The sequence below is a fragment of the Pandoraea sp. LA3 genome (genome assembly GCF_022696215.1).
In the GTDB taxonomy this organism is placed as follows: Bacteria; Pseudomonadota; Gammaproteobacteria; order Burkholderiales; family Burkholderiaceae; genus Pandoraea; species Pandoraea capi.
Window position 1 is genome coordinate 45,984 of sequence record NZ_PTPY01000018.1, and the last position, 18,626, is coordinate 64,609.

An 18,626-nucleotide genomic window follows, 5' to 3' on the forward strand; every position below is an offset into this window, starting at 1 on the left:
GCGACACGTTGGCACATGCCGCCGAAGGTCGACTACGTTTCCCGAAAAATGACGTTGTCGCGCAATCCTGTCAAGAGGCCTTCCAGAAAATGTAGTCAGCCTGATATTTGACGGTTTGTTTCGCGCCTTTGGTGGCCATACTGCATTGCGAGGTCGGCGCAGTGCCACCTTGGGTCGCGAGCCGCTGAATGTAGGTGATGCCCTGCATCGCGCCGGTCCCCGTCGCGGGATTCGCCTTGACCAATTGCAGCGGGATATTTCCAGTGCCTGCGGGCGATACGGCCACCTGTGTCGCCGTCACCTTCGAGCCGTCGCGGGATTCCCACGTGGCGGGCGGGCCGTAATACTTGCCGACCGCGTTTCCGGATCGGTCGACCAGAACGGCGTCGGGCCCGACGAAGGCCCATTCGAACTGGCCCATCGCCTCTTTCTTTTCCCGGCACTCATACAGGATTTCCCCTTTGCCTACGGTTTGCATGGCGACGCGATGGCCGTCAGGCACTTTCACGGCATCGGCGACCGGTGCCGATGCACTGGGCACTGACATGTTTGCGGCGCAAGCGCCAAGAAGGAGGGGGGCGGCCAAGCTGACAAAGACGATGCGCTTCATGGCAAAACTCCTGTGTCCGTTTGATAAGGTCGACGCTCCAGATTCGGGAGCATCACTCTCTCTACACACGAGATGCCGCTTTGGATGCAGTCAGTCGCAAATATTTGCGCTGGCCGCCGGGTCTCTCCGGAGGTGTCATTTTCGTCGTGGACGACGTCCTGCGTCCGTGACCGCGTCCTGTAGCGCACGTGCCGTGATGGCGAGGAAAACAAAAAACCCGCGAAGACGTTATCTGTCGCGGGTTCTCGAATGCTACTGAATTTTCTTGCAAGTGTATCTGGTGCCCAGGGCCGGAATCGAACCGGCACGCCTTGCGGCGGGGGATTTTGAGTCCCCTGCGTCTACCAATTTCACCACCTGGGCAGGTGTGCGGGCACCGAACGGTGTCGCAGCTTGAGTCGTTCGAAAAACCTGATGGTTCACCGGACGAAGGCGAGATTATGACCGAAATTTGCCCCGGCCACAAGCCCGCCGCATGCGCTTTTCTTCTCCGTCGCCAAGTGCCTCTCGGCTCCCCCGGCGACGGTAATGGCAGACGCCCGATGATCAGTCAGAGACGAACACAAACTTGCCGTTCTTGATCTGTCCCATCACGCCCGCCCGCTGATCCAGCCCCACGTGATCCTGCGGGCTCAGGTTCATGATGCCGTTGGGAATCGCCAGGTTATGCGTCGACTCCAGCGCGTCGCGCAACGCTACGCGGAACGCCGGGGTGCCCGGCGCCGCCACCTTCGCTGCACGCGGCACGGCATCGTTGAGCAGATCCCACACGCCATAGGCATCGGCCGCGAACTGGGTCACGGTATCGGTGCCGTACTTGGCTTCGTACTTCTTCGTGAACGCCAACGCTGCCGTGCGCGCCGGATGTCCCGCAGGCAACGTCTTGGCGACCACGCCCGGCTGCGTCGGGAACAACGTGCCCTCGACATCCTTGCCGCCGACACGAACGAAGTCGTAGGTCGCGATACCGTGCGTCTGATAAATCTTGCCGGTATAGCCGCGCTCCTGAAGCGTGCGCTGCGGCAGGGCCGCCGGGGTGCCGGAACCGGCCACCAGAATGGCGTCCGGTTTGGCCGACATCAGCTTCAGGGCTTGCCCGGTGACGCTCGTATCCGTGCGGTTAAACCGTTCCTGCGCCACGATCTTCAGCTTGCGCAATTCGGCAAATTTCGTGAATTCCTTCAGCCAGCTATCGCCATAGGCATCGGCAAACCCGATAAAGCCCACCGTCTTGATGCCGTGGTTCGCCATATAGCGCGTCATCACGTCGGCCATCGCCGAATCGTTCGCGGCCATCTTGAACGCCCAGCGACGCTTTGCGTCCTGCGGCTCCACCGCGACTGCCGAGCCGATCAACGTAATCATCGGCGTTTCCGCCTCGGAAATCGGATCGAGCATCGCCAGTGCGCTCGGCGTGATGTTCGGCCCGACGATGACGTCGACCTTGTTCTCGCTGATCAACTTGCGCGTGTTCTTCACCGCCGTGCCCGGATCCGAGGCGTCGTCGAGAAAGACGTAATGCACCTTCTGCCCGCCGATCTGATCGGGCCAGAGTTGCATGGCGTTCTTGCTGGCAATACCGATGGCCGCCGCCGGTCCCGTCGACGACAGGTCGATGCCGACGGTCAGGTCGGCGCGTGCGGCCGTCGCCACACCGGTCAGGGTCAGAGCAAGCAGCAGGCCCGACAGGCGAATGCCGCGAAGCGTTGAGCGCATGAGGTCTCCTTTTGGTCGAATCGCATAAGCATACCGCACCGTCAGCGTTCGACCAGCCGGAAAAAATACGTCTCGGAGATGTCGCCGGGAGATTGTGTTTCGGCGTATTGACGAGCGGATGCCGCCAGCGGTGCCCGAGAATTGAGCACCGCTGGCGGCATCAGGAATACATCAAAGCTCGTAGCTCTCGTGCTCGCCGCGCAACGCCTGTTCTACCAGCTTGCGGGTAAGGATGGGTGAAAGCAGTTCAACCATCGTGAAGACATAGCCGCGCAGATAGGCGCCTTGCTTGAGCGCGACGCGCGTCACGTTGGTGCCGAAGAGGTGACCGACCTGAATGGCCCGGAGATTGCGGTCGCGCTCCGGGTCGAATGCCACCCCCGCCAGAATCCCCACGCCCAGTCCCAGCTCGACATAAGTCTTGATGACGTCCGCGTCGATGGCTTCGAGCACGATGTCCGGCTGCATATGACGCAGCGAGAACGCCTGATCGATCTTGGCGCGTCCGGCGAACTGCGGGTCATAAGTAATCAGCGGGTACTTGGCCAGATCCTCGATGCCCACCGACGGCAATTGCAGCAGCGGGTGATCGGGCGGCACCACCGCCACGTGCTGCCACTGATAGCAGGGCAGCGACACCAGATCCTTATAGCCGGCGATGGCTTCGGTGGCGATCGCCAGATCGGCCTGATCATGCAGCACCATCTCGGCGATCTGCGTCGGGCTGCCTTGCAGAATCGACAGACGCACCTTCGGATAGCGCTTCTTGAACTCGGCCACGGCGTGCGGCAGCGAGTAGCGCGCCTGCGTGTGCGTGGTGGCAATGGTCAGGCTGCCCTGATCCTGTGCCGCGTAGTCCTTGCCGATCCGCTTGAGGCTTTCCACCTCCATCAGAATCCGCTCGACGGACTCGAAGATGATGCGCCCGGGTTCCGTCAGGTTACGGATGCGCTTCCCATGACGGGCAAAGATGTCCACGCCGAGCTCTTCTTCAAGCTCGATGATGGCCTTGGAAACGCCCGGTTGGGAGGTGAAGAGCGCTTTTGCGGCTTCCGTCAGGTTGAAGTTCTGGCGGACGGCCTCGCGCACGAAACGAAACTGGTGCAGGTTCATTTGTATAACTTTAGAAAATATACAAACAATTTTTAATTCGTTTGAAGTATATAGCCTTTTCATTACAGTGGGTGCCACTGTTTCGATAACGTTATTCCTTTCAGGCATTTAGGACCTACCAGGAACGTCATTCATGTCGCTGTGGCTCGAACCCCTTTCCGGATTTGGCGTCGGCCTGCTGGTCGGCCTGACCGGTGTAGGCGGCGGCTCACTGATGACGCCCCTGCTCACGCTCCTGCTGGGCTACGCCGCGCCTGTCGCCGTGGGAACGGACCTGGCGTTTGCCGCGATCACCAAGAGTTTCGGGACGGTCGCGCACCGCTCGCACGGCCACGTGAAATGGCACATCGTGCGTCGGCTCACGCTTGGCGCACTGCCGGCGGCGCTGGTCACCATCCTGTTCCTGAAGCGTCTGGGCGGTATCGACGAGGCGGCGCTGCACGTCATCAAGCTGACGATTGCGGCGTCGGTGCTGCTCACGGTGCTCTCGCTGCTCTTCCGCGCCAAGCTGCTCGCGGCGCTGCGCGCGCATCCGAACTGGCAATTGACGGGGCGCTCGCAGGCCGTGGCGACAGTGATCGTCGGCGCGGTCATCGGCGTGCTGGTCACGATTTCCTCGATTGGCGCAGGCGCCGTGGGCGCGACGCTGATCCTGATGTTGTATCCGCAGTTGGAACCGGCCGAAGTCGCCGGTACCGATATCGCCTACGCGGTGCCGCTCACGGCCATTGCCGCGTTGGGTCATATCTGGCTCGAGACGGTGCACTGGGCACTGCTCGGCAGTCTGCTGATCGGCTCCCTGCCGGGGATCTGGCTGGGCGCGAAGCTTACCCGTCATCTGCCCGAGCGCATCGTACGCGCGGCGCTGGCGGCGACGCTCACGCTCGCGGCAGTCAAGCTGGTCGGCTGACACCCCACATAAAACAAGGAGTTCGCGACATGCGAAACGAATCCCGCTGGGAACCCACCCCGGCAGCCGTACCGTCGGGCGTGGCCGATGCCGAGCATCAGGACATGGCGTTGCTCGACGAAATGGAAGCCGTGCTGGCTGAGCGACTCGCCCGCATCGCTGGTTCGCACCGCAATGTGAAGTTCGCGAGCAGCCTCGCGGCCGAAGACATGCTCATCACGCACGTCATCCTGCGTCAGCAACTGCCGATCACCGTCTTCACGCTGAACACCGGCCGTCTGCACGAGGAGACGGTCGGCATGATCGACAAGATCAAGGCGCGCTATGGCTATGACGTCGTGCAATACGCGCCGCATGCCGACGCCGTCGAGCAGTACGTCACCGAACATGGTGCGAACGCGTTCTACGAGAGCGTCGATCTGCGCAAGGCGTGCTGCCAGATCCGCAAGGTCGAGCCGCTGGGTCGTGCCCTCGCAGACGCCGACGCATGGCTCACCGGCCAGCGTCGCGAGCAATCGGTCACCCGAGGCGAACTGGCCTTCGCGGAACAGGACGACGCCCGTGGCATTGCCAAGTACAACCCGCTGTTCGACTGGACCGAAGCGCAAGTGTGGGCTTACCTGACCGCGCGCGACGTGCCGGTCAACCCGCTGCACGCACGCGGCTATCCGAGCATCGGCTGCGAGCCGTGCACCCGCGCGATTCGCCCCGGCGAAGACAGCCGGGCAGGGCGCTGGTGGTGGGAGTCGCGTGACAGCAAGGAGTGCGGGCTGCACGCGAGCAACCTGAGCAAGATCCCGGTGTCGGTGCAGTCGAACTGATCGGCCGGAATGCCGGGTAACAAGATAGAAGACGATGTGACGGACAGACGACACTGACGCACATCGGGCAACAAGACTCTCGAAAAATTCGGAATCACTCGGAATCACTCGGAATCGTTAAGGAAGGGAACACTATGGGTGCGATGCACGAAGTTGCGCAGGCCAATGGCTCGCGAATGGATCATCTGGACTGGCTCGAAGCCGAATCGATGTACATCCTGCGCGAGGTCGTGGCGGAGTGCCGTAAGCCTGCGTTGCTTTTCTCGGGCGGCAAGGATTCGGTCGTGGTGCTGCACCTGGCGCTCAAGGCGTTCGGTCTCGGTCCGGGCCGCAAGACCCAACTGCCGTTCCCGCTCGTGCACATCGACACGGGCCACAACTATCCGGAAGTGATCGAGTTCCGTGATCGTCACGCCGAGGCGCTGGGCGCCGAGCTGGTCGTCGGCCACGTCGAAGACTCGATCGCGCGCGGCACGGTGCGTCTGCGTCGCGAGAACGATTCGCGCAACGCCGCGCAGGCCGTCACGCTGCTGGAAACCATTGACGAATACGGGTACGACGCCATGATCGGCGGCGCCCGTCGCGACGAAGAAAAGGCACGTGCCAAGGAGCGCATCTTCTCGTTCCGCGACGAATTCGGTCAGTGGGACCCGAAGGCGCAGCGCCCGGAACTGTGGCACCTGTTCAACGCCCGTCTGCATAAGGGCGAGCACCTGCGCGTGTTCCCGATTTCGAACTGGACCGAGCTGGACGTGTGGCAGTACATCGCGCGCGAGAACCTCGATCTGCCGTCGATCTATTACTCGCACGAGCGTGAGATCGTGCGTCGCAACGGGCTGCTCGTGCCGGTCACGCCGCTCACGCCGAAGCAGGATGGCGAGACGAGCGAACTGGCGCAGGTGCGCTTCCGTACCGTGGGCGACATCAGCTGCACGTGCCCGGTGGCCAGCGTTGCCGCGAGCCCGGTGGAGATCATCGCCGAGACGGCCGTGACGGATATCACCGAGCGCGGCGCCACCCGCATGGACGATCAGACGTCCGAAGCGGCGATGGAGCAGCGCAAGAAGCAAGGGTATTTCTGATTCGCCGGCACGCACCGCGATCAGATCCACGTTCAGACACACCGGCCCGCAGCGCGACACACCGCATCGCTCCGGGGCCAAGCAATCGAGTTGAAAAGATCATGAGCCTCACCCCGCATCAGGAAGACCTCGGCGTGCTGCGTTTCATCACGGCAGGCAGCGTCGACGACGGCAAGAGCACGCTGATCGGCCGTCTGCTGTACGACAGCAAGTCGGTGCTGACCGACCAGCTCTCCGCGCTCGCACGCGCCAAGCACAAGCGCACCGCCGGCGAAGACATCGACTTCTCGCTGCTGACCGACGGCCTCGAAGCCGAGCGCGAGCAGGGCATTACCATCGACGTCGCCTACCGCTATTTCACGACGGCGCGCCGCAAGTTCATCATCGCCGACACGCCGGGCCACGAGCAGTACACGCGCAACATGGTCACGGGCGCATCGACGGCGCACGCCGCCATCATTCTGGTCGATGCCACGCGTGTGACCGAAGTCGACGGGCGCACCGAGCTGCTCGCGCAGACCAAGCGTCACAGCGCGATCGTGAAGCTGCTGGGTTTGCAGCACGTGATCGTGGCCATCAACAAGATGGACCTGATCGACTACAGCGAGACGGCGTTCGACAACATTCGCGCGGCGTACCTCGAACTGGCGCAGCGCCTCGGTTTGCAGGACGTGCGCTTCGTGCCGGTCTCGGCACTCAAGGGCGACAACATCGTGTACGCGAGCGAGCGCATGCCGTGGTATCAGGACGAGCCGCTGCTCGACGTGCTCGAATCGCTGCCGGTCGCGCAGACCGGCGGTGAGCTGCGCTTCCCGGTGCAACTGGTCGCGCGTCAGGACGGCTCGCACGCCGACGACTTCCGTGGCTACATGGGCCGCGTGGAATCGGGTTCGGTGCGCGTGGGGCAATCGTTGCGCGTGCTGCCCGCGGGCCGCACGGCCACCGTCGCGGAAATTGTCGGCCCGCGTGGTCAGATCGAAGAAGCGTTCGCCGGGCAATGCGTGACGATTCGTCTGACGGAAGACGTGGACGTGTCGCGCGGCGATACCTTCGTGGGTGAAGACTCCGCGCTGGAGCCATCGCGCAAGCTCTCGGCCGACGTCTGCTGGTTCGACGAAGACGCGCTCGCGCCGCAACGCAAGTACCTGCTCAAGCAAGCGACCAGCACGGTATACGTGAAGATCGGCAGCGTGGACACGGTGCTGGACGTCAGCACGCTCTCGCACGGCACGGACAAGGCGACGCTCGCCATGAACGATATCGGACGCGTGCAATTGAGCCTGCAAAAGCCGGTGGCGGCCGACACATACGATGCCAACCCGGCCACGGGCGCCTTCGTGCTGATCGACGAAGCGACCCATCACACGGTGGCCGCCGGTATGATTCGTGCGCTGGCGGCCTAACGCCGGTCGCTTAGCCAACCTTGTCTCGCATTGGCACGGCACACGGTGCGCATGAGCGCGCCGGTGTCGGCAAAGAAAATCGACGGACCCACGAAACGACGGCAGCATCATGACGACGACGCACGCACCCCAATCGCAACCGGTTCAACGACCGGGCAAGGTCTATCTGGTGGGCGCCGGTCCGGGCGCCGCCGACCTGATCACGGTGCGCGGCGCACGTCTGCTGGCACAGGCGGACGTGGTGCTTCACGACGCGCTCGTCGAACCGGAAATGCTCTCGCTGTGCCCGCAGGCGAAGCTCGTCGCCGTGGGCAAACGCTGCGGCAAACTCTCCAGCGCGCAGCAATTCATCAATAAGCAACTGATCGATCACGCCCGTACACATGGGCTGGTAGTGCGCCTGAAAGGCGGCGATCCCATGCTGTTCGGCCGGGCAGACGAAGAACTGCGCGCGCTGGAAGCCGCAGGGATCGAGGTCGAGGTCGTGCCGGGCATCACGGCGGCGCTCGCCAGTGCCGCTTCGCTTGGACGTTCGCTGACCTTGCGCGGTGTGTCGCGCAGCGTGGCATTCGTCACGCAAAGCCGGGCGCCCGGCTCGCCGGAGATCGCGCAGGACGCGTCGGCGGATTCGCTCGTCTACTACATGGGCCGCGATGCCGCCGCGCGCATCGCCTCGGAACTGATCGAGGCGGGCAAGTCGCCGGGCACCCCCGTGGCGATCGTCGAGTCGGTGACGACATCACGCGAGCGTCGCATCGGCATGACGCTCGCCGACGTGCGCGACGGCGTTGCCGTCTCGTGGTTCGACAGTTCGCAACCCAGCGTGATATTGGTCGGCGAGGCGTTTGCCGACGTGCTGGCGCAACCCGAACTTCAGGCGCACGCCGACACGCAACCGCCGGTGTCGGCGGCCGCGTAAGCGGGCCTAAAGCACACCCAAAGCACACCCAAAGCACAACTCAACCGACGTTCGGCATACGAACGGCGGCAATGCCACGGTTCGGGTGTTCGATACCGTGCATTTCGCGCAGGTGTCGGTGCGGATCGTGCACGCCGGCCCATCGGAAGCTTTGAATCGCCAGTGCAACGATCGCGAGCCCTTTCGTCACGGGATGTCCCTGCATGACGATCAGTCTCGCAAGTCCCATCGAGAGACCGACCTCTTCGATGAGCTCGGCAATCGAGAACTCGCCCTTTGCATCCACAGACGCCACGAGTGCCCTGGCTCGATCCATTGATCGCTGCACGTCGCGCGCGCCCTTTCGCGTCATCAGCCTGTCGACGACGTCCTCGACGGACACGCCACGTCCGCGCTGATTCACCGCATCGATCAGGCTTCGCAGCGCTGCTGTGACCCCGGCCTGTGAAGACAACGCATCGAGGTGCTTCATGATGCGCGACAACGTTTCCTGTTCGTGCAAAGCCGTGCGGTCCGGGCCGTGCTTCAGGTCGGTGAGGGCGCAGTGAAACATGAAGAAATTCCGCTCGTAGATATCCGTCAGGCCGGTGACCCAGTCGGGAAACGCAAAGCCGTTGTCGCTGTCTTCAGGCTTCGATAACGCAGACGCCTCCTGGGGAATCTGCTTGAGGGCAGTGAAATCCGTCACGAGGTCGCTGACATCTGGCCTCGCCGCGTTTGCTGGTACGGGCGTCAATGTCGTTGCAGGGGCGGCATGGAAGCTCGGAGCGTTCCATGGCAAGAGGGTCTGAACGATTTGCATAACGAGAACTCCTGTGAAGTGTTGCGCTGCGTCAATGGGAAAGTCAAAGTCGGAGGGCGACGCGTACCGGCGCCACATCGTTGAAGTCACGAAACAGGTGCACGTTTGCCAGAAAGGTCAGATCGATTTCCTTCGTCCCGATGGCATAAGCTCCGCCTTCCCTGACCAGTTCGTATGGACCCGCCATGGCATTCAGATGCGTGCGCACCACGTTGATGATCGTTCGGCTGTCCGGGTGCGAAACGAGGCCTAGCGCGGGATCGAGAAAGTAGTACTGCGCAGCGGCGCCAGTGCGAATGTGCCGCCCCATCAGGAGCGTGCGGGTTCCGGCCGAAATTTCGAACGCACGCTCGGTGTCCTGTGCGCCGTTGAAGAGTGTGTCGAGTGTCTCGATGCCCAGAGACAGGGATCGCTGCGGCAAATATTTAAGCTTGATACGGCCCAGTTCGCTGAGATCCTGCATGAGTCGTTCCGTGGCGGATGGCGGCAGTGCTGCCGCGCGGTTGAAGACGGTCACCGCCGTTTCTACCGGGAAGTTCTCGCTCAGGAGCGGGCACGCCCGCAACAGTCCGTTACGGACATGCCCGAGATAAACCCGTGCGCGCTGTGTGATCGGTTTGTAGAGCGCCCCCAGCCGTGTTGCCTCGTCGGATAGCGGACTGAGCACGAACGTCTCGGCGGCATCCAGTACGTCTTGCAGATAGTCGATGCGCCCGGCGAGCTTGCCGAGGGTTTCGGCGTCCGTTACCGAAAGGTCGATGAAGTCGAGTTTCAGCAGACGCAGTTGCCATTGCGGCGGGATGGCGTTGCCCGCAGTGTCTGCATTTGTCACGGCGCGCCGCGCGCTCTCGAAGACCGGATCGCGCATATCGCGCAATTCGTCGAAGCGGGCGCGAAAGCCCTGATCGATGCGCCAGGCGGTGTCCGGATCTTCCAGCTCGGGCGCCGCAAAATCCGCCTGGGTCACGACATGCCAGCTTCCCGATTGCGAACGGCGCAGGAGCGGGGCGTCTTCCTTGATCGCTTCCGAGGCGGATTCCGGCGCCATGCGGAAGAAGCCGGTCTTGCTATCGAGCGAGAGGTAGGCGCGCGTGTCTGAGTCGATGGCGGCGTAGAACCTGCCGTCCACGCGGTGCAGGCCCAGGATCAGTGCGTCTTCTGCGCATGGGGCCTTCGATACGAAATACTTGTAGCGGGCGTCTCCGCGCAGAAACAACATCACCTTGAAACGTGAGGCTGCGATGCCTTGCGCCCCGATCGCGGATAAGGAATTCTCCCATCCCTGTTTGAACATTGCGCTGTCGTGGGTCGCCAATCCGATGCCCATACCGATGGTGCCGATGGTGGCATCGGTGATCGAGTAGGCCAGACTGATGGGGCGTGCGAACGGAAGTGCCCAACTGCCGAGTCCCAGAGCCAGATCGACTTTCGAGAACTTGTCCATGAGCTCAAGCACCGGGCGGTACTCGGATTTTCTGGTCGGTGGCGCGGTGTGATTGTGTCGCGACTCATAGGCTGATGCGATGGCGGTGAAGGTGTCGATGGAGGCGGTGTCGCGTACGCCTCGCATGTCGATGTTCGGCGCGTTGTACCAGGTGGCATTGTTGGGCGCGCGGTCGAACAGGCTGACGATGCGCTCGCGGGTCGCGTCGCTGCGAATTTGTTCGGTGAACCACCTGGACATCCGGTCGCGATCGTCGAAACCGTAGATTCGCATGCCATCGGCATAGGGCGCGATCACCAGACAGGGGGAGCGACCCGTAATCGAGACGCGCATCAGCCGGGATTTCCATTGGCTCACCCAGAGCCACTCCCGCTCGACGTCGGGGGTCTTGATCTCGTTTTCGAGGTCGTCGCCGCCAAGTCGACCGATTTCGATCGGTCCGGCAATCCGTGCCGCGATGTGCACTTGATCCACTGGCATGCGTTGCCGGCTCCGGGCCATCCATACCTGTGCAATGAACTCGGATTTGAGTACTTTGCGGACTTTGCCGCGCGACGTTTCCCAGAACTGCGTGTCGGCGCGTTCAATGTTTTGCCTCAACTCGTTCATCGTGGCCTCATCCAGGACGTCTTCAACCGTCAGCGGATGTTGGACCGGTTTGTTCATGCGGTACACAGACGTGTATTGGTTGCCCACTTCCGGGAGAAGCAGCGTGAGCTGCTTCGTGTCCTGCGACGGAATCGTGCCGAGCATCACGGCCTCGGTCAGCGATTGCACATTGCGCCCTGCGATACGGACATAGATCAGGTCGCCGTTGGCTGGAGTTACGCCAAGGGTCGTCAACCGGTTGCCGAGGTGGCGCCGCACGAGTTGTCTGATCTGGGGAACAGCCGTCGAAATGTCGTATCGCAGCGTTTCCACATGGGCCACGCTTCTGACGTCGCGCAAGGTGATGCCGGCCGGCTGGCCGGGCAACGACAGTCCCGCCGACTGACTCCGCTCCCGGAGCGTTTGCAGGCCCTGTTCCACGGTCTCCGAGTTCACGCCCGCGAACCATGTCAGGTACTGCGCGATGCGCGGCCCGGTATCGTGGTGACTCGCATGTAGTGAACCATCAGCCTTGACGGTATCCAGGGTGGCCTGCATCGCCATCGCGATAAGCCCCTGCGCTGTCTGTCTGTGCAGTTTCGTGACGGGGACACCGTTCAGCGCCTCTGTCTGAAGGGCGCGGGGGAGCCGTTCGCACAGTGTGTTGCGCAACCCCAGCGCGTTGCTTTCGATGTCGCGGAACAGCGCCTGCGGCGACGCGAACGCGCGCCACGCCGCAGCATCTCCCTGCAGATAGAGCAACGTCGTGCCATTGCCCGCCGGCTCTGTGACGACACAGCTCCCGGCCGGGGCGACGACGTGGTCTTTCTCCTCCTGACGGATCGTAAATTCGAGGCGATGGGTGGCAAACAAGATGCCTGACGCATCGTTTGACAGCGACAGATTGGTCAGTGCGCTCTGTCCCAGATAGAACGGCCGATTGCCGATCAGCGCATGCGTGTACCCGAGCGAGAGTTCGTCGAGCGCGAACGCGGTACCGATGGCCTGCGTGAGGCTTGAATTTGCCTTCGTCGCCAGGTCGGGCGGCGACTCCCACGTTTTCGCTGATCTGTCGTCGCACGCCGTGCGCCATCGGCCGACAATGTCATCGAATCGCGCCGAGGTCATGACGGTAGGCGCTTCATATACGGCGCCGGCAAGCGTCATGCGACTGACATCGAAGCTCACGCCGTCATCCGGGGCGGTGATGTTCAACTGGCCCGAGCGAATGAGTTCGGCCGCGTCATGCAACGACCAGTAGGTGACTCGCTGCAGACGCCCTCCATTCCTGGCCGGCGCATGCTGCCTGAGTCGCAGCTTGGTTCGGTTGACACCGGAAAATTCAGTCGCGTTCGATAGCAGTCCGTCGAGCAGCGTGCGCTCCGAGGGCGGCGCAGTGAACTTCAGTAATGGCGAAAACGCCACATGAAGTTCCGTGTGCGTGGCGCCACGGTGCCGCCACAGGTGCGCAATGTCGAAAAGGCTTTGCAGTGCCGGCGAGGCGCGCATCTCGGTCGTCGCGGGCGACGCGCCGATGCCCGTGCGTTTGATGATCACGGGTGGGAGCGTGGTCGCCCCATCGACCCCCGGCAGCGCGAGCGGCGCGAACGATGAGATGGCTGCCAATGCGGCGTCCACCTGTGCGGACATCGGGGCCGCAGCGTCGGCCACATAACGGGAAGCATCGGCAAACGTCTGTGCGAGCCGGTCGAGAAGGGCGGTCTCGGAAATGTTTGGCGAGATGTTCGGCGATGACAGGTCGGGTATGCCATCGAAGGCGGAGGGCGGCGCGTAATACGGCGTCTGCCCGCTATCGGGCCGGTACTGCGGCAGCGATGTGGCGTAGAGCAGCCCGAGCGCACAGCCGGTTTTCCCTGAACGCTTGAGGCGCGGCAGGAGAGCGACCTGCGTTGGTTCGACTTCATGTGGGAGCGCGAGCGTGAATCGGGGATCGTGCACAGGCGTCTTGCTCCCCAGCAGCAGGAAGTCTTGCCATGCCCCCGTGATCCATTCGCGCCACTCGCAAAAGTAGCGATGCCAGGCGCTGCCGAAACGGGCGGACTCTGCGCTCGGCACGTGCTCGCGAGTCAGTGAGCGCGCCAGATCGCGCAGTGAACGTCGGCTGAGGAGGCGACGACAGACGTCTTCGACCGTTTCCCGCTGTGTCCGTCGAGCGAGCGCTTCGGGCAGCATGTTCACGAGATGGATGGCGAGTTGCGGCGCCTCGTCGAACACGTCGGCAAACTCGCCGATGAGCGTATCGTTCAATGCCGCCAGATCGTGCTGCGGCACGTTGACTTCCGCGAGGCGGAGCATCAGGCCGAGAGCGGGTTGGGCTTCCGGGGGCCCGTTGACGATGGCATTCGCCCCCGAGGCCAGCCGGTCGAAGCGGGTGATCCCGGCGAGTGGGCTGGTGTGCACCATGCGTTCGGAGTCGACCGGCCGGGGGGCCAAGGGGCCTGCCGCAGGAGACACACGGGTTGCGTTTGGAAACATGCCTGAGCTCCCATCGGAGAGGAACTGCCGTGCAATGACATGGGGGCCGACGTGTGACGTGAAGCATGGCGCGCCGGTCGTTCGACACCAGTCTGTCGGCGCACTCATGCAGCAGCTTGCAGATAGTGTTCAAATCGTCGGGGGCGACGGAATGCGGGCCGCCAGGCGAGATCGCCGTCAAATGTGCAGGGCAACGCGCGCCAGCACCGGCTCCGTATAGTCGCGGTACAGCATCACATCGGCGAGCCTGGACAAGTCGATTTCTTTCGTCTCGATGGCGAGCACCGAGCCCCGACTGATCAGGTCGTATACGCTCGCCATGGCATTGAGGTGGGCGCGCATCATGCTCAGTAGCTTCGCGTAATCCGGATGCACGATGATCGCTACGGCCGGGTCCATGAAGTAATACTCCGTAGCCCCGGTGTCACGCATACGCCGACCTAGCAACAGCGTGCGCGTGCCTGCTGTCACTTCATACGCCCGGGCGCCTTGTCGTGCGCCATCGAACAGTGTGTCCAGACTGGGGAATCCGAGCGATATCGATGGCGACTCGATGTAGCTGAGCGTGGCCTGACCGAACTCGTTGAGATCGTTGACATAGTCGCTGGTGACCGAGGGCGGCCATCGGCCGATGCGATTGAACATCTCTACCATCGATTCGATTCGCAGTGACGGCGACATCAGGGCACACGCACGCATCAGTCCCGCATGCACGTGGCTGATGTAGACGCGCGGGCGCTGGATCACTTCCCGATATACCGCGCCCAGACGCTGCGCATCGCTGGACAGCGGACTGATGACGAAGGGTTCGGCGGCATCCACCACGTTTTGCAGAACGTCGATGCGCCCGGCAAGCGTGCCGAGTCTTTCCAGGTCTTGCTCCGACAGATCGAGAAATTCGAGCTTGCGCAACCGCAATTGCCAGCGAAGCTGCGTGTGCGTGCCGGAGGTGCCCGAACTCGTGACCGCGCGACGGGCGCGTTCGAAGGCGGCATGACGTGCATCACGCAACCGATCGTGGCGAGCCCGGAAGCCCTGATCGATACGCCACGCCGTTTGTGGCTCATCCAGCGCCAACACGTGAAACTCGGATTGCACCGGGACGTGCCAGTGACCGCTGGGCGAGCGCGTCAGGAGCGGTGCGCTGTCGCTGACCGATGCGCCCGGATCGGCGTCGATCATGCGGAAAAATCCGGTCATCTCATCGAATGACAAATAGGCGCGCGTGTCCGAGTCGATGGCCGCATAGAACCTGCCGGCAACGCGGTGCAAGCCCTCGATCAGGGCCTCCTCTTCGCGCGGGGCGTCGGCGACGAAGTACCTGTAGCGCAGGTCGCCCTTCAGTATCATGAGCGCCCGAAAGTGCGCCGCTCTCATGCCTTGCGCACCGATGGCGGATAGCACGGAGTGCCACCCCTGCCTGGACAAATCCGAATCGTCGGTCATGAGGCCGCCGACCATGCTGATTACGCCGACCCCCATGTCGGCCGCAGAGTAAGCGATGCTGATCGGACGGGCTGCCGGCAGCAGCCAGGTGCCCACGCCCAGCGCCAGATCGAATTTCGCCATCAGATCCATGATCGTCAGCACGGGACGCGTGCCGGATTCCGTGCCCGCGTCATGCTGCCAATGCGTTTGCTGACGCATCTCATACGCCGATGCTACCGCTGTGAAAGTATCGCGCGCGAGTGTCTCTCGCGCTCCCTTGTCGTCGAGACTGGCCTTCGCAAGCCACGCGGCGTCGGGCAAGGTGAATTCGGAGAGTGTCGATGCGATGCGCGCCCGCGTCGTATCGTTGCGCATTTGCTGATCGAACCACGTCGTCAATTGCGAGCGATCGTCGAAACCATACACGCGCAGGCCTTCGGAGTAGGGGGCGATCAACAGGCATGGCGTCTGCCCGGCGATCGATGCGAGCATCAGCGAGGTAGCGCGCCCGGCAATGCGCAACCATTCCCGCTCCACCCCCGGCGTTTCGATGACCTGTGCGAGGTATTCGCCGTTTAGCCGACGCAGTTCGATGGGGCCGGCGATGTGCGACGCGATGGTGACCAGACTGTCCGACATCTGCCGATGCGTGCGGTGTAACCAGACTTGCGCGATGAATTCGGATTTGATGACGTTGCGGACGTGATCGCGCGACGTGTCCCAGAACGTCTGGCTGGCGCAGTCGAGTTTCGTCCGTAGGGTTTCGGCAGACGTGCTGTCGAAGACATCTTTGAAGACCGGCGCGCGGCCCGAACCGGCCATGTTTTGCAGGCCGTGAGCACCCTGCACGAGCAGCGGCAGATCGGCGAACTTGTCCATGTCGAGCGACGGACTGAGGACAACGTCGGTCAGCGATTTCGCTTCCAGCCAACTGACTTTGACATAGACCGTGTCGGGGTCGATGCGATGCGCACCGCACCGCTTCAACTGTGCTCTGAGATGTTGCTGTGTCACGAGGCGCACGCGCGGGATCGATGACGATACCCGGTGTCGCAGGTCCGCGAGGTGACCGATTGCCGAGACGTCACGCAGCGACACTTCGGGCAACTTGCCGACGGTGCGAAGCTTGTCGGAACGCATCTGCGCCCGGCGCTGTTGCAGACTGAGCGCCACAGCGGGCGAGTTCGCGCCGGAAAGCCACGCGAGATATTGCGCGAGGCGAGGGCGTGTGTGCGTGCCGGCGAGCGGTAGCGGGCCGTCCGCCGCGATCGTGGCGAGCGTGGCCTGCGTTGCGAGTTCCAGTGGCTGCTTGACTTGTTGATGCCGCAGCGTGACCGTGGGCACCTGCGTTTGGGCGCACCGGCGCAGCGATAGCGGCAGACGGTCGCACAGCAGGTTGAGCAGCGCCGCTTCGTTGTTGCCGATGTCGTCGAGCAATGCCTGTTTGGACGCATAAGCTCGCCACGATTGCGCGTCGCCTTGAACGTAGAGCAGCGTGGTGTCGTTTGCCGATGGCGCACTGACCACGCACGTGCCCGCTGGCGTGGCCACCTGCGACGTGCCATTGCCGATGTGTACGGAAAACTCCAGCCGATGGGAGGTGAAGACGTGGTTCGACGGATCGTCCGAGAGTGAAATGTTGGCCAGTGCGGCTTGTCCCAGATGCAGGGCCCGATTGGGGAGAACCCCGTTGTTCCGGGCCAGCGACAGATCGCCTGCCGCCAGCGCGGTGCTCACCGCAGTGGTCAGGCTGGCGTTCGCCCGCTGCGTCAGATCGCCGGACGGGTTCCACATCCTGGCGGCTCGCTCCCGGCACGCCACGATCCATCGCGAGACGATCTCACCCAATCGCGCCGCCGACAGGAGCGAGGGCGTTTCGTAGATGGCGCCTTCCGGCGTCTCGACGCAAACATCGAAGTCGACGTCGGCGTCCGCTTCGGTCAGGTTGAGCTTGCCGGCACGGATGTGGTTGGCCGCGTCCGGCAGCGACCAGTACGTCACCCGCTTGGTCCGGCCGCCGTTTTCAGACGGCATGTGGCGCCTGAGCCTGAGTTGGGTCACATTGGACGAGCGGAGTTCGTCGGCGTCACCGAGCAGGCCGTAAAGCAGCGTTTCCTCAGTCGGCAAGGGCGTGAACGTGAGCATCGGGCTGAACCGCGCGTGCAGCTCCTGGTGGGCCGCGACACGGTGTCGCCACAACTGGGCGACATTCATCAGATGCTGCATTTCCGGCGAGGCGGACATGCCGGGGAAGGGCGACGCGTTTGCCGTGCCGTTCGTGACGAGGAGGGCCGGTCTGGCAGGCAGGTAGGCGTTCACGGCAGGTAAGCCGCATGACGGGAGAGACCGGAGCCGTTCAAGTGTCGCGTGCAGCGCGCCGGCGGCAGGCATGGAGAGTGACATCGCGAGGTGAGACGAATCCGCGAGTATCCGGCCGATACGGGCGAGCATCGTCTGGTCCGCTGCGGGCATCGGGGTGATGTCCTCGGGGACATCGAAATCGGCGTCGCCGGCGATCGGCTCGCGCGATGCGGGGAATGCGCCCGGCAGTCGGTCCGGCTGACCCGGGCGCTGTTGATGACATCCCGACGACAGGAACAGCAATCCCAGCAAGTACCCTGTCTTTCCGCTGCGGGTGAAATCCAATGCGGGCACGTCGTGCGAACCGCGCGAGGGACTCGTCGACGTGTTCGTCAGCGTGATGCCGCGATCGTCGGCACACGCCCCGCTACCCAGCAATAGAAACGTTTGCCACGCCTTGACGATCGACGTTCGCCAGTCGCGAAAGTAGCGCCACCATGCACTGCCGAAGCCGGGCGTTGGTGGGGGAGACGTTGTCTCGCATGCTTCGAACGGTTTGGGATCGGGCTGGACGATCTCGTCGAGTAGTGCTTCACAGACTTCCGCTACGGGCGTCTCTGGCCTACGTCCGGCAAGTTCGCCGGGGAGCTTGTCGAGAAGGTAGGTCGCCCGCGACGGATCGTCGCCGAACGTGTCAGCAATCCGTTCGATGAGGTTGTCATTCAGCGCGGCGAGGTCTTCGACCGGGACGTTGTGCGCGGCAAGCCGTAGCATGAGACCCACCGCCGTGCCGGCTTCCGGTGACTCGCCGAGCATCGCGCATGCCGCCGTCGATAGCGTCTCGAAACGTGCGCCGGCTGCATCCGTGCGATGGGGGGGCGTCTCGATGGACGTCTCGCCAAATCCGGCACGCGGCGTCGATGGCGCCAGTGCCCCTGCTGCGTTTGCCTGCATGTCGAGACCTCCGTCGGTTCTGGACTCAGAGGGTGGGCC

General features: G+C 63.2%; 11 protein-coding genes and 1 tRNA gene. 5 read left to right on the forward strand and 7 right to left on the reverse strand.

Annotated elements, in window-relative coordinates; genetic code table 11:
- Positions 1 to 70 precede the first annotated feature (70 nt).
- The 4 genes from C5N93_RS02865 to C5N93_RS02880 form a co-directional block, all read right to left on the reverse strand.
- Positions 71 to 610 (reverse strand): DUF3455 domain-containing protein, encoded by a 540-nt coding sequence (locus tag C5N93_RS02865; RefSeq protein ID WP_242558192.1) that lies wholly within the window; start codon positions 608 to 610, stop codon positions 71 to 73.
- Between the two features lie 278 nt (positions 611 to 888).
- A tRNA-Leu gene (locus C5N93_RS02870) sits at positions 889 to 973 on the reverse strand.
- A 183-nt stretch (positions 974 to 1,156) separates the two neighbouring features.
- On the reverse strand, positions 1,157 to 2,326 hold the full coding sequence (locus tag C5N93_RS02875) for an ABC transporter substrate-binding protein (RefSeq protein WP_242558193.1): 1,170 nt from the start codon (positions 2,324 to 2,326) through the stop codon (positions 1,157 to 1,159).
- A 171-nt stretch (positions 2,327 to 2,497) separates the two neighbouring features.
- Entirely contained in the window at positions 2,498 to 3,439 is a 942-nt protein-coding gene (locus C5N93_RS02880; protein WP_069340690.1) for a CysB family HTH-type transcriptional regulator, read from the reverse strand.
- Between the two features lie 133 nt (positions 3,440 to 3,572).
- Between C5N93_RS02880 and C5N93_RS02885 the strand changes: the two genes are divergently transcribed.
- From C5N93_RS02885 to cobA, 5 genes are all read left to right on the forward strand, one after another.
- Positions 3,573 to 4,349 (forward strand): sulfite exporter TauE/SafE family protein, encoded by a 777-nt coding sequence (locus tag C5N93_RS02885; protein WP_242558194.1) that lies wholly within the window; start codon positions 3,573 to 3,575, stop codon positions 4,347 to 4,349.
- A 104-nt stretch (positions 4,350 to 4,453) separates the two neighbouring features.
- Entirely contained in the window at positions 4,454 to 5,170 is a 717-nt protein-coding gene (locus C5N93_RS02890) for a phosphoadenylyl-sulfate reductase (protein ID WP_069340748.1), read from the forward strand.
- A 134-nt stretch (positions 5,171 to 5,304) separates the two neighbouring features.
- A complete protein-coding gene (gene cysD, locus C5N93_RS02895) occupies positions 5,305 to 6,252 on the forward strand; it encodes a sulfate adenylyltransferase subunit CysD (protein ID WP_069340692.1) in 948 nt (315 codons plus the stop codon).
- A gap of 101 nt (positions 6,253 to 6,353) precedes the next feature.
- Positions 6,354 to 7,655 (forward strand): sulfate adenylyltransferase subunit 1, encoded by a 1,302-nt coding sequence (locus C5N93_RS02900; protein WP_242558195.1) that lies wholly within the window; start codon positions 6,354 to 6,356, stop codon positions 7,653 to 7,655.
- 109 nt (positions 7,656 to 7,764) lie between these two features.
- Complete coding sequence (gene cobA / locus C5N93_RS02905; RefSeq protein WP_242558196.1) at positions 7,765 to 8,574, forward strand: uroporphyrinogen-III C-methyltransferase; 810 nt, start codon at positions 7,765 to 7,767, stop codon at positions 8,572 to 8,574.
- Positions 8,575 to 8,614: 40 nt separating this feature from the next.
- On the opposite strand, the gene C5N93_RS02910 is transcribed toward cobA, so the two are convergent.
- The 3 genes from C5N93_RS02910 to C5N93_RS02920 all read right to left on the reverse strand — a co-directional run bounded on the left by C5N93_RS02910 (position 8,615) and on the right by C5N93_RS02920 (position 18,587).
- Positions 8,615 to 9,262: a hypothetical protein gene (locus tag C5N93_RS02910; RefSeq protein WP_242558197.1), complete on the reverse strand. Its 648-nt coding sequence runs from the start codon at positions 9,260 to 9,262 to the stop codon at positions 8,615 to 8,617.
- Between the two features lie 157 nt (positions 9,263 to 9,419).
- The gene (locus tag C5N93_RS02915) at positions 9,420 to 13,832 is read right to left on the reverse strand and encodes a DUF6543 domain-containing protein (RefSeq protein ID WP_242558198.1); all 4,413 of its coding nucleotides are present in this window, start codon (positions 13,830 to 13,832) and stop codon (positions 9,420 to 9,422) included.
- Positions 13,833 to 14,081: 249 nt separating this feature from the next.
- The gene (locus C5N93_RS02920) at positions 14,082 to 18,587 is read right to left on the reverse strand and encodes a DUF6543 domain-containing protein (protein ID WP_242558199.1); all 4,506 of its coding nucleotides are present in this window, start codon (positions 18,585 to 18,587) and stop codon (positions 14,082 to 14,084) included.
- Positions 18,588 to 18,626 lie beyond the last annotated feature (39 nt).

Bases quoted from the DNA above. Each gene is read 5' to 3' on its own strand.
- C5N93_RS02900 (WP_242558195.1), top strand. From the start codon at position 6,354: ATGAGCCTCACCCCGCATCAGGAAGACCTCGGCGTGCTGCGTTTCATC.
- C5N93_RS02890 (WP_069340748.1), top strand. From the start codon at position 4,454: ATGGCGTTGCTCGACGAAATGGAAGCCGTGCTGGCTGAGCGACTCGCC.
- C5N93_RS02915 (WP_242558198.1), bottom strand. From the start codon at position 13,832: ATGGTGCACACCAGCCCACTCGCCGGGATCACCCGCTTCGACCGGCTG.
- cysD (WP_069340692.1), top strand. From the start codon at position 5,305: ATGGGTGCGATGCACGAAGTTGCGCAGGCCAATGGCTCGCGAATGGAT.
- C5N93_RS02865 (WP_242558192.1), bottom strand. From the start codon at position 610: ATGAAGCGCATCGTCTTTGTCAGCTTGGCCGCCCCCCTCCTTCTTGGC.
- C5N93_RS02880 (WP_069340690.1), bottom strand. From the start codon at position 3,439: ATGAACCTGCACCAGTTTCGTTTCGTGCGCGAGGCCGTCCGCCAGAAC.
- C5N93_RS02875 (WP_242558193.1), bottom strand. From the start codon at position 2,326: ATGCGCTCAACGCTTCGCGGCATTCGCCTGTCGGGCCTGCTGCTTGCT.
- C5N93_RS02920 (WP_242558199.1), bottom strand. From the start codon at position 18,587: ATGCAGGCAAACGCAGCAGGGGCACTGGCGCCATCGACGCCGCGTGCC.
- C5N93_RS02885 (WP_242558194.1), top strand. From the start codon at position 3,573: ATGTCGCTGTGGCTCGAACCCCTTTCCGGATTTGGCGTCGGCCTGCTG.
- cobA (WP_242558196.1), top strand. From the start codon at position 7,765: ATGACGACGACGCACGCACCCCAATCGCAACCGGTTCAACGACCGGGC.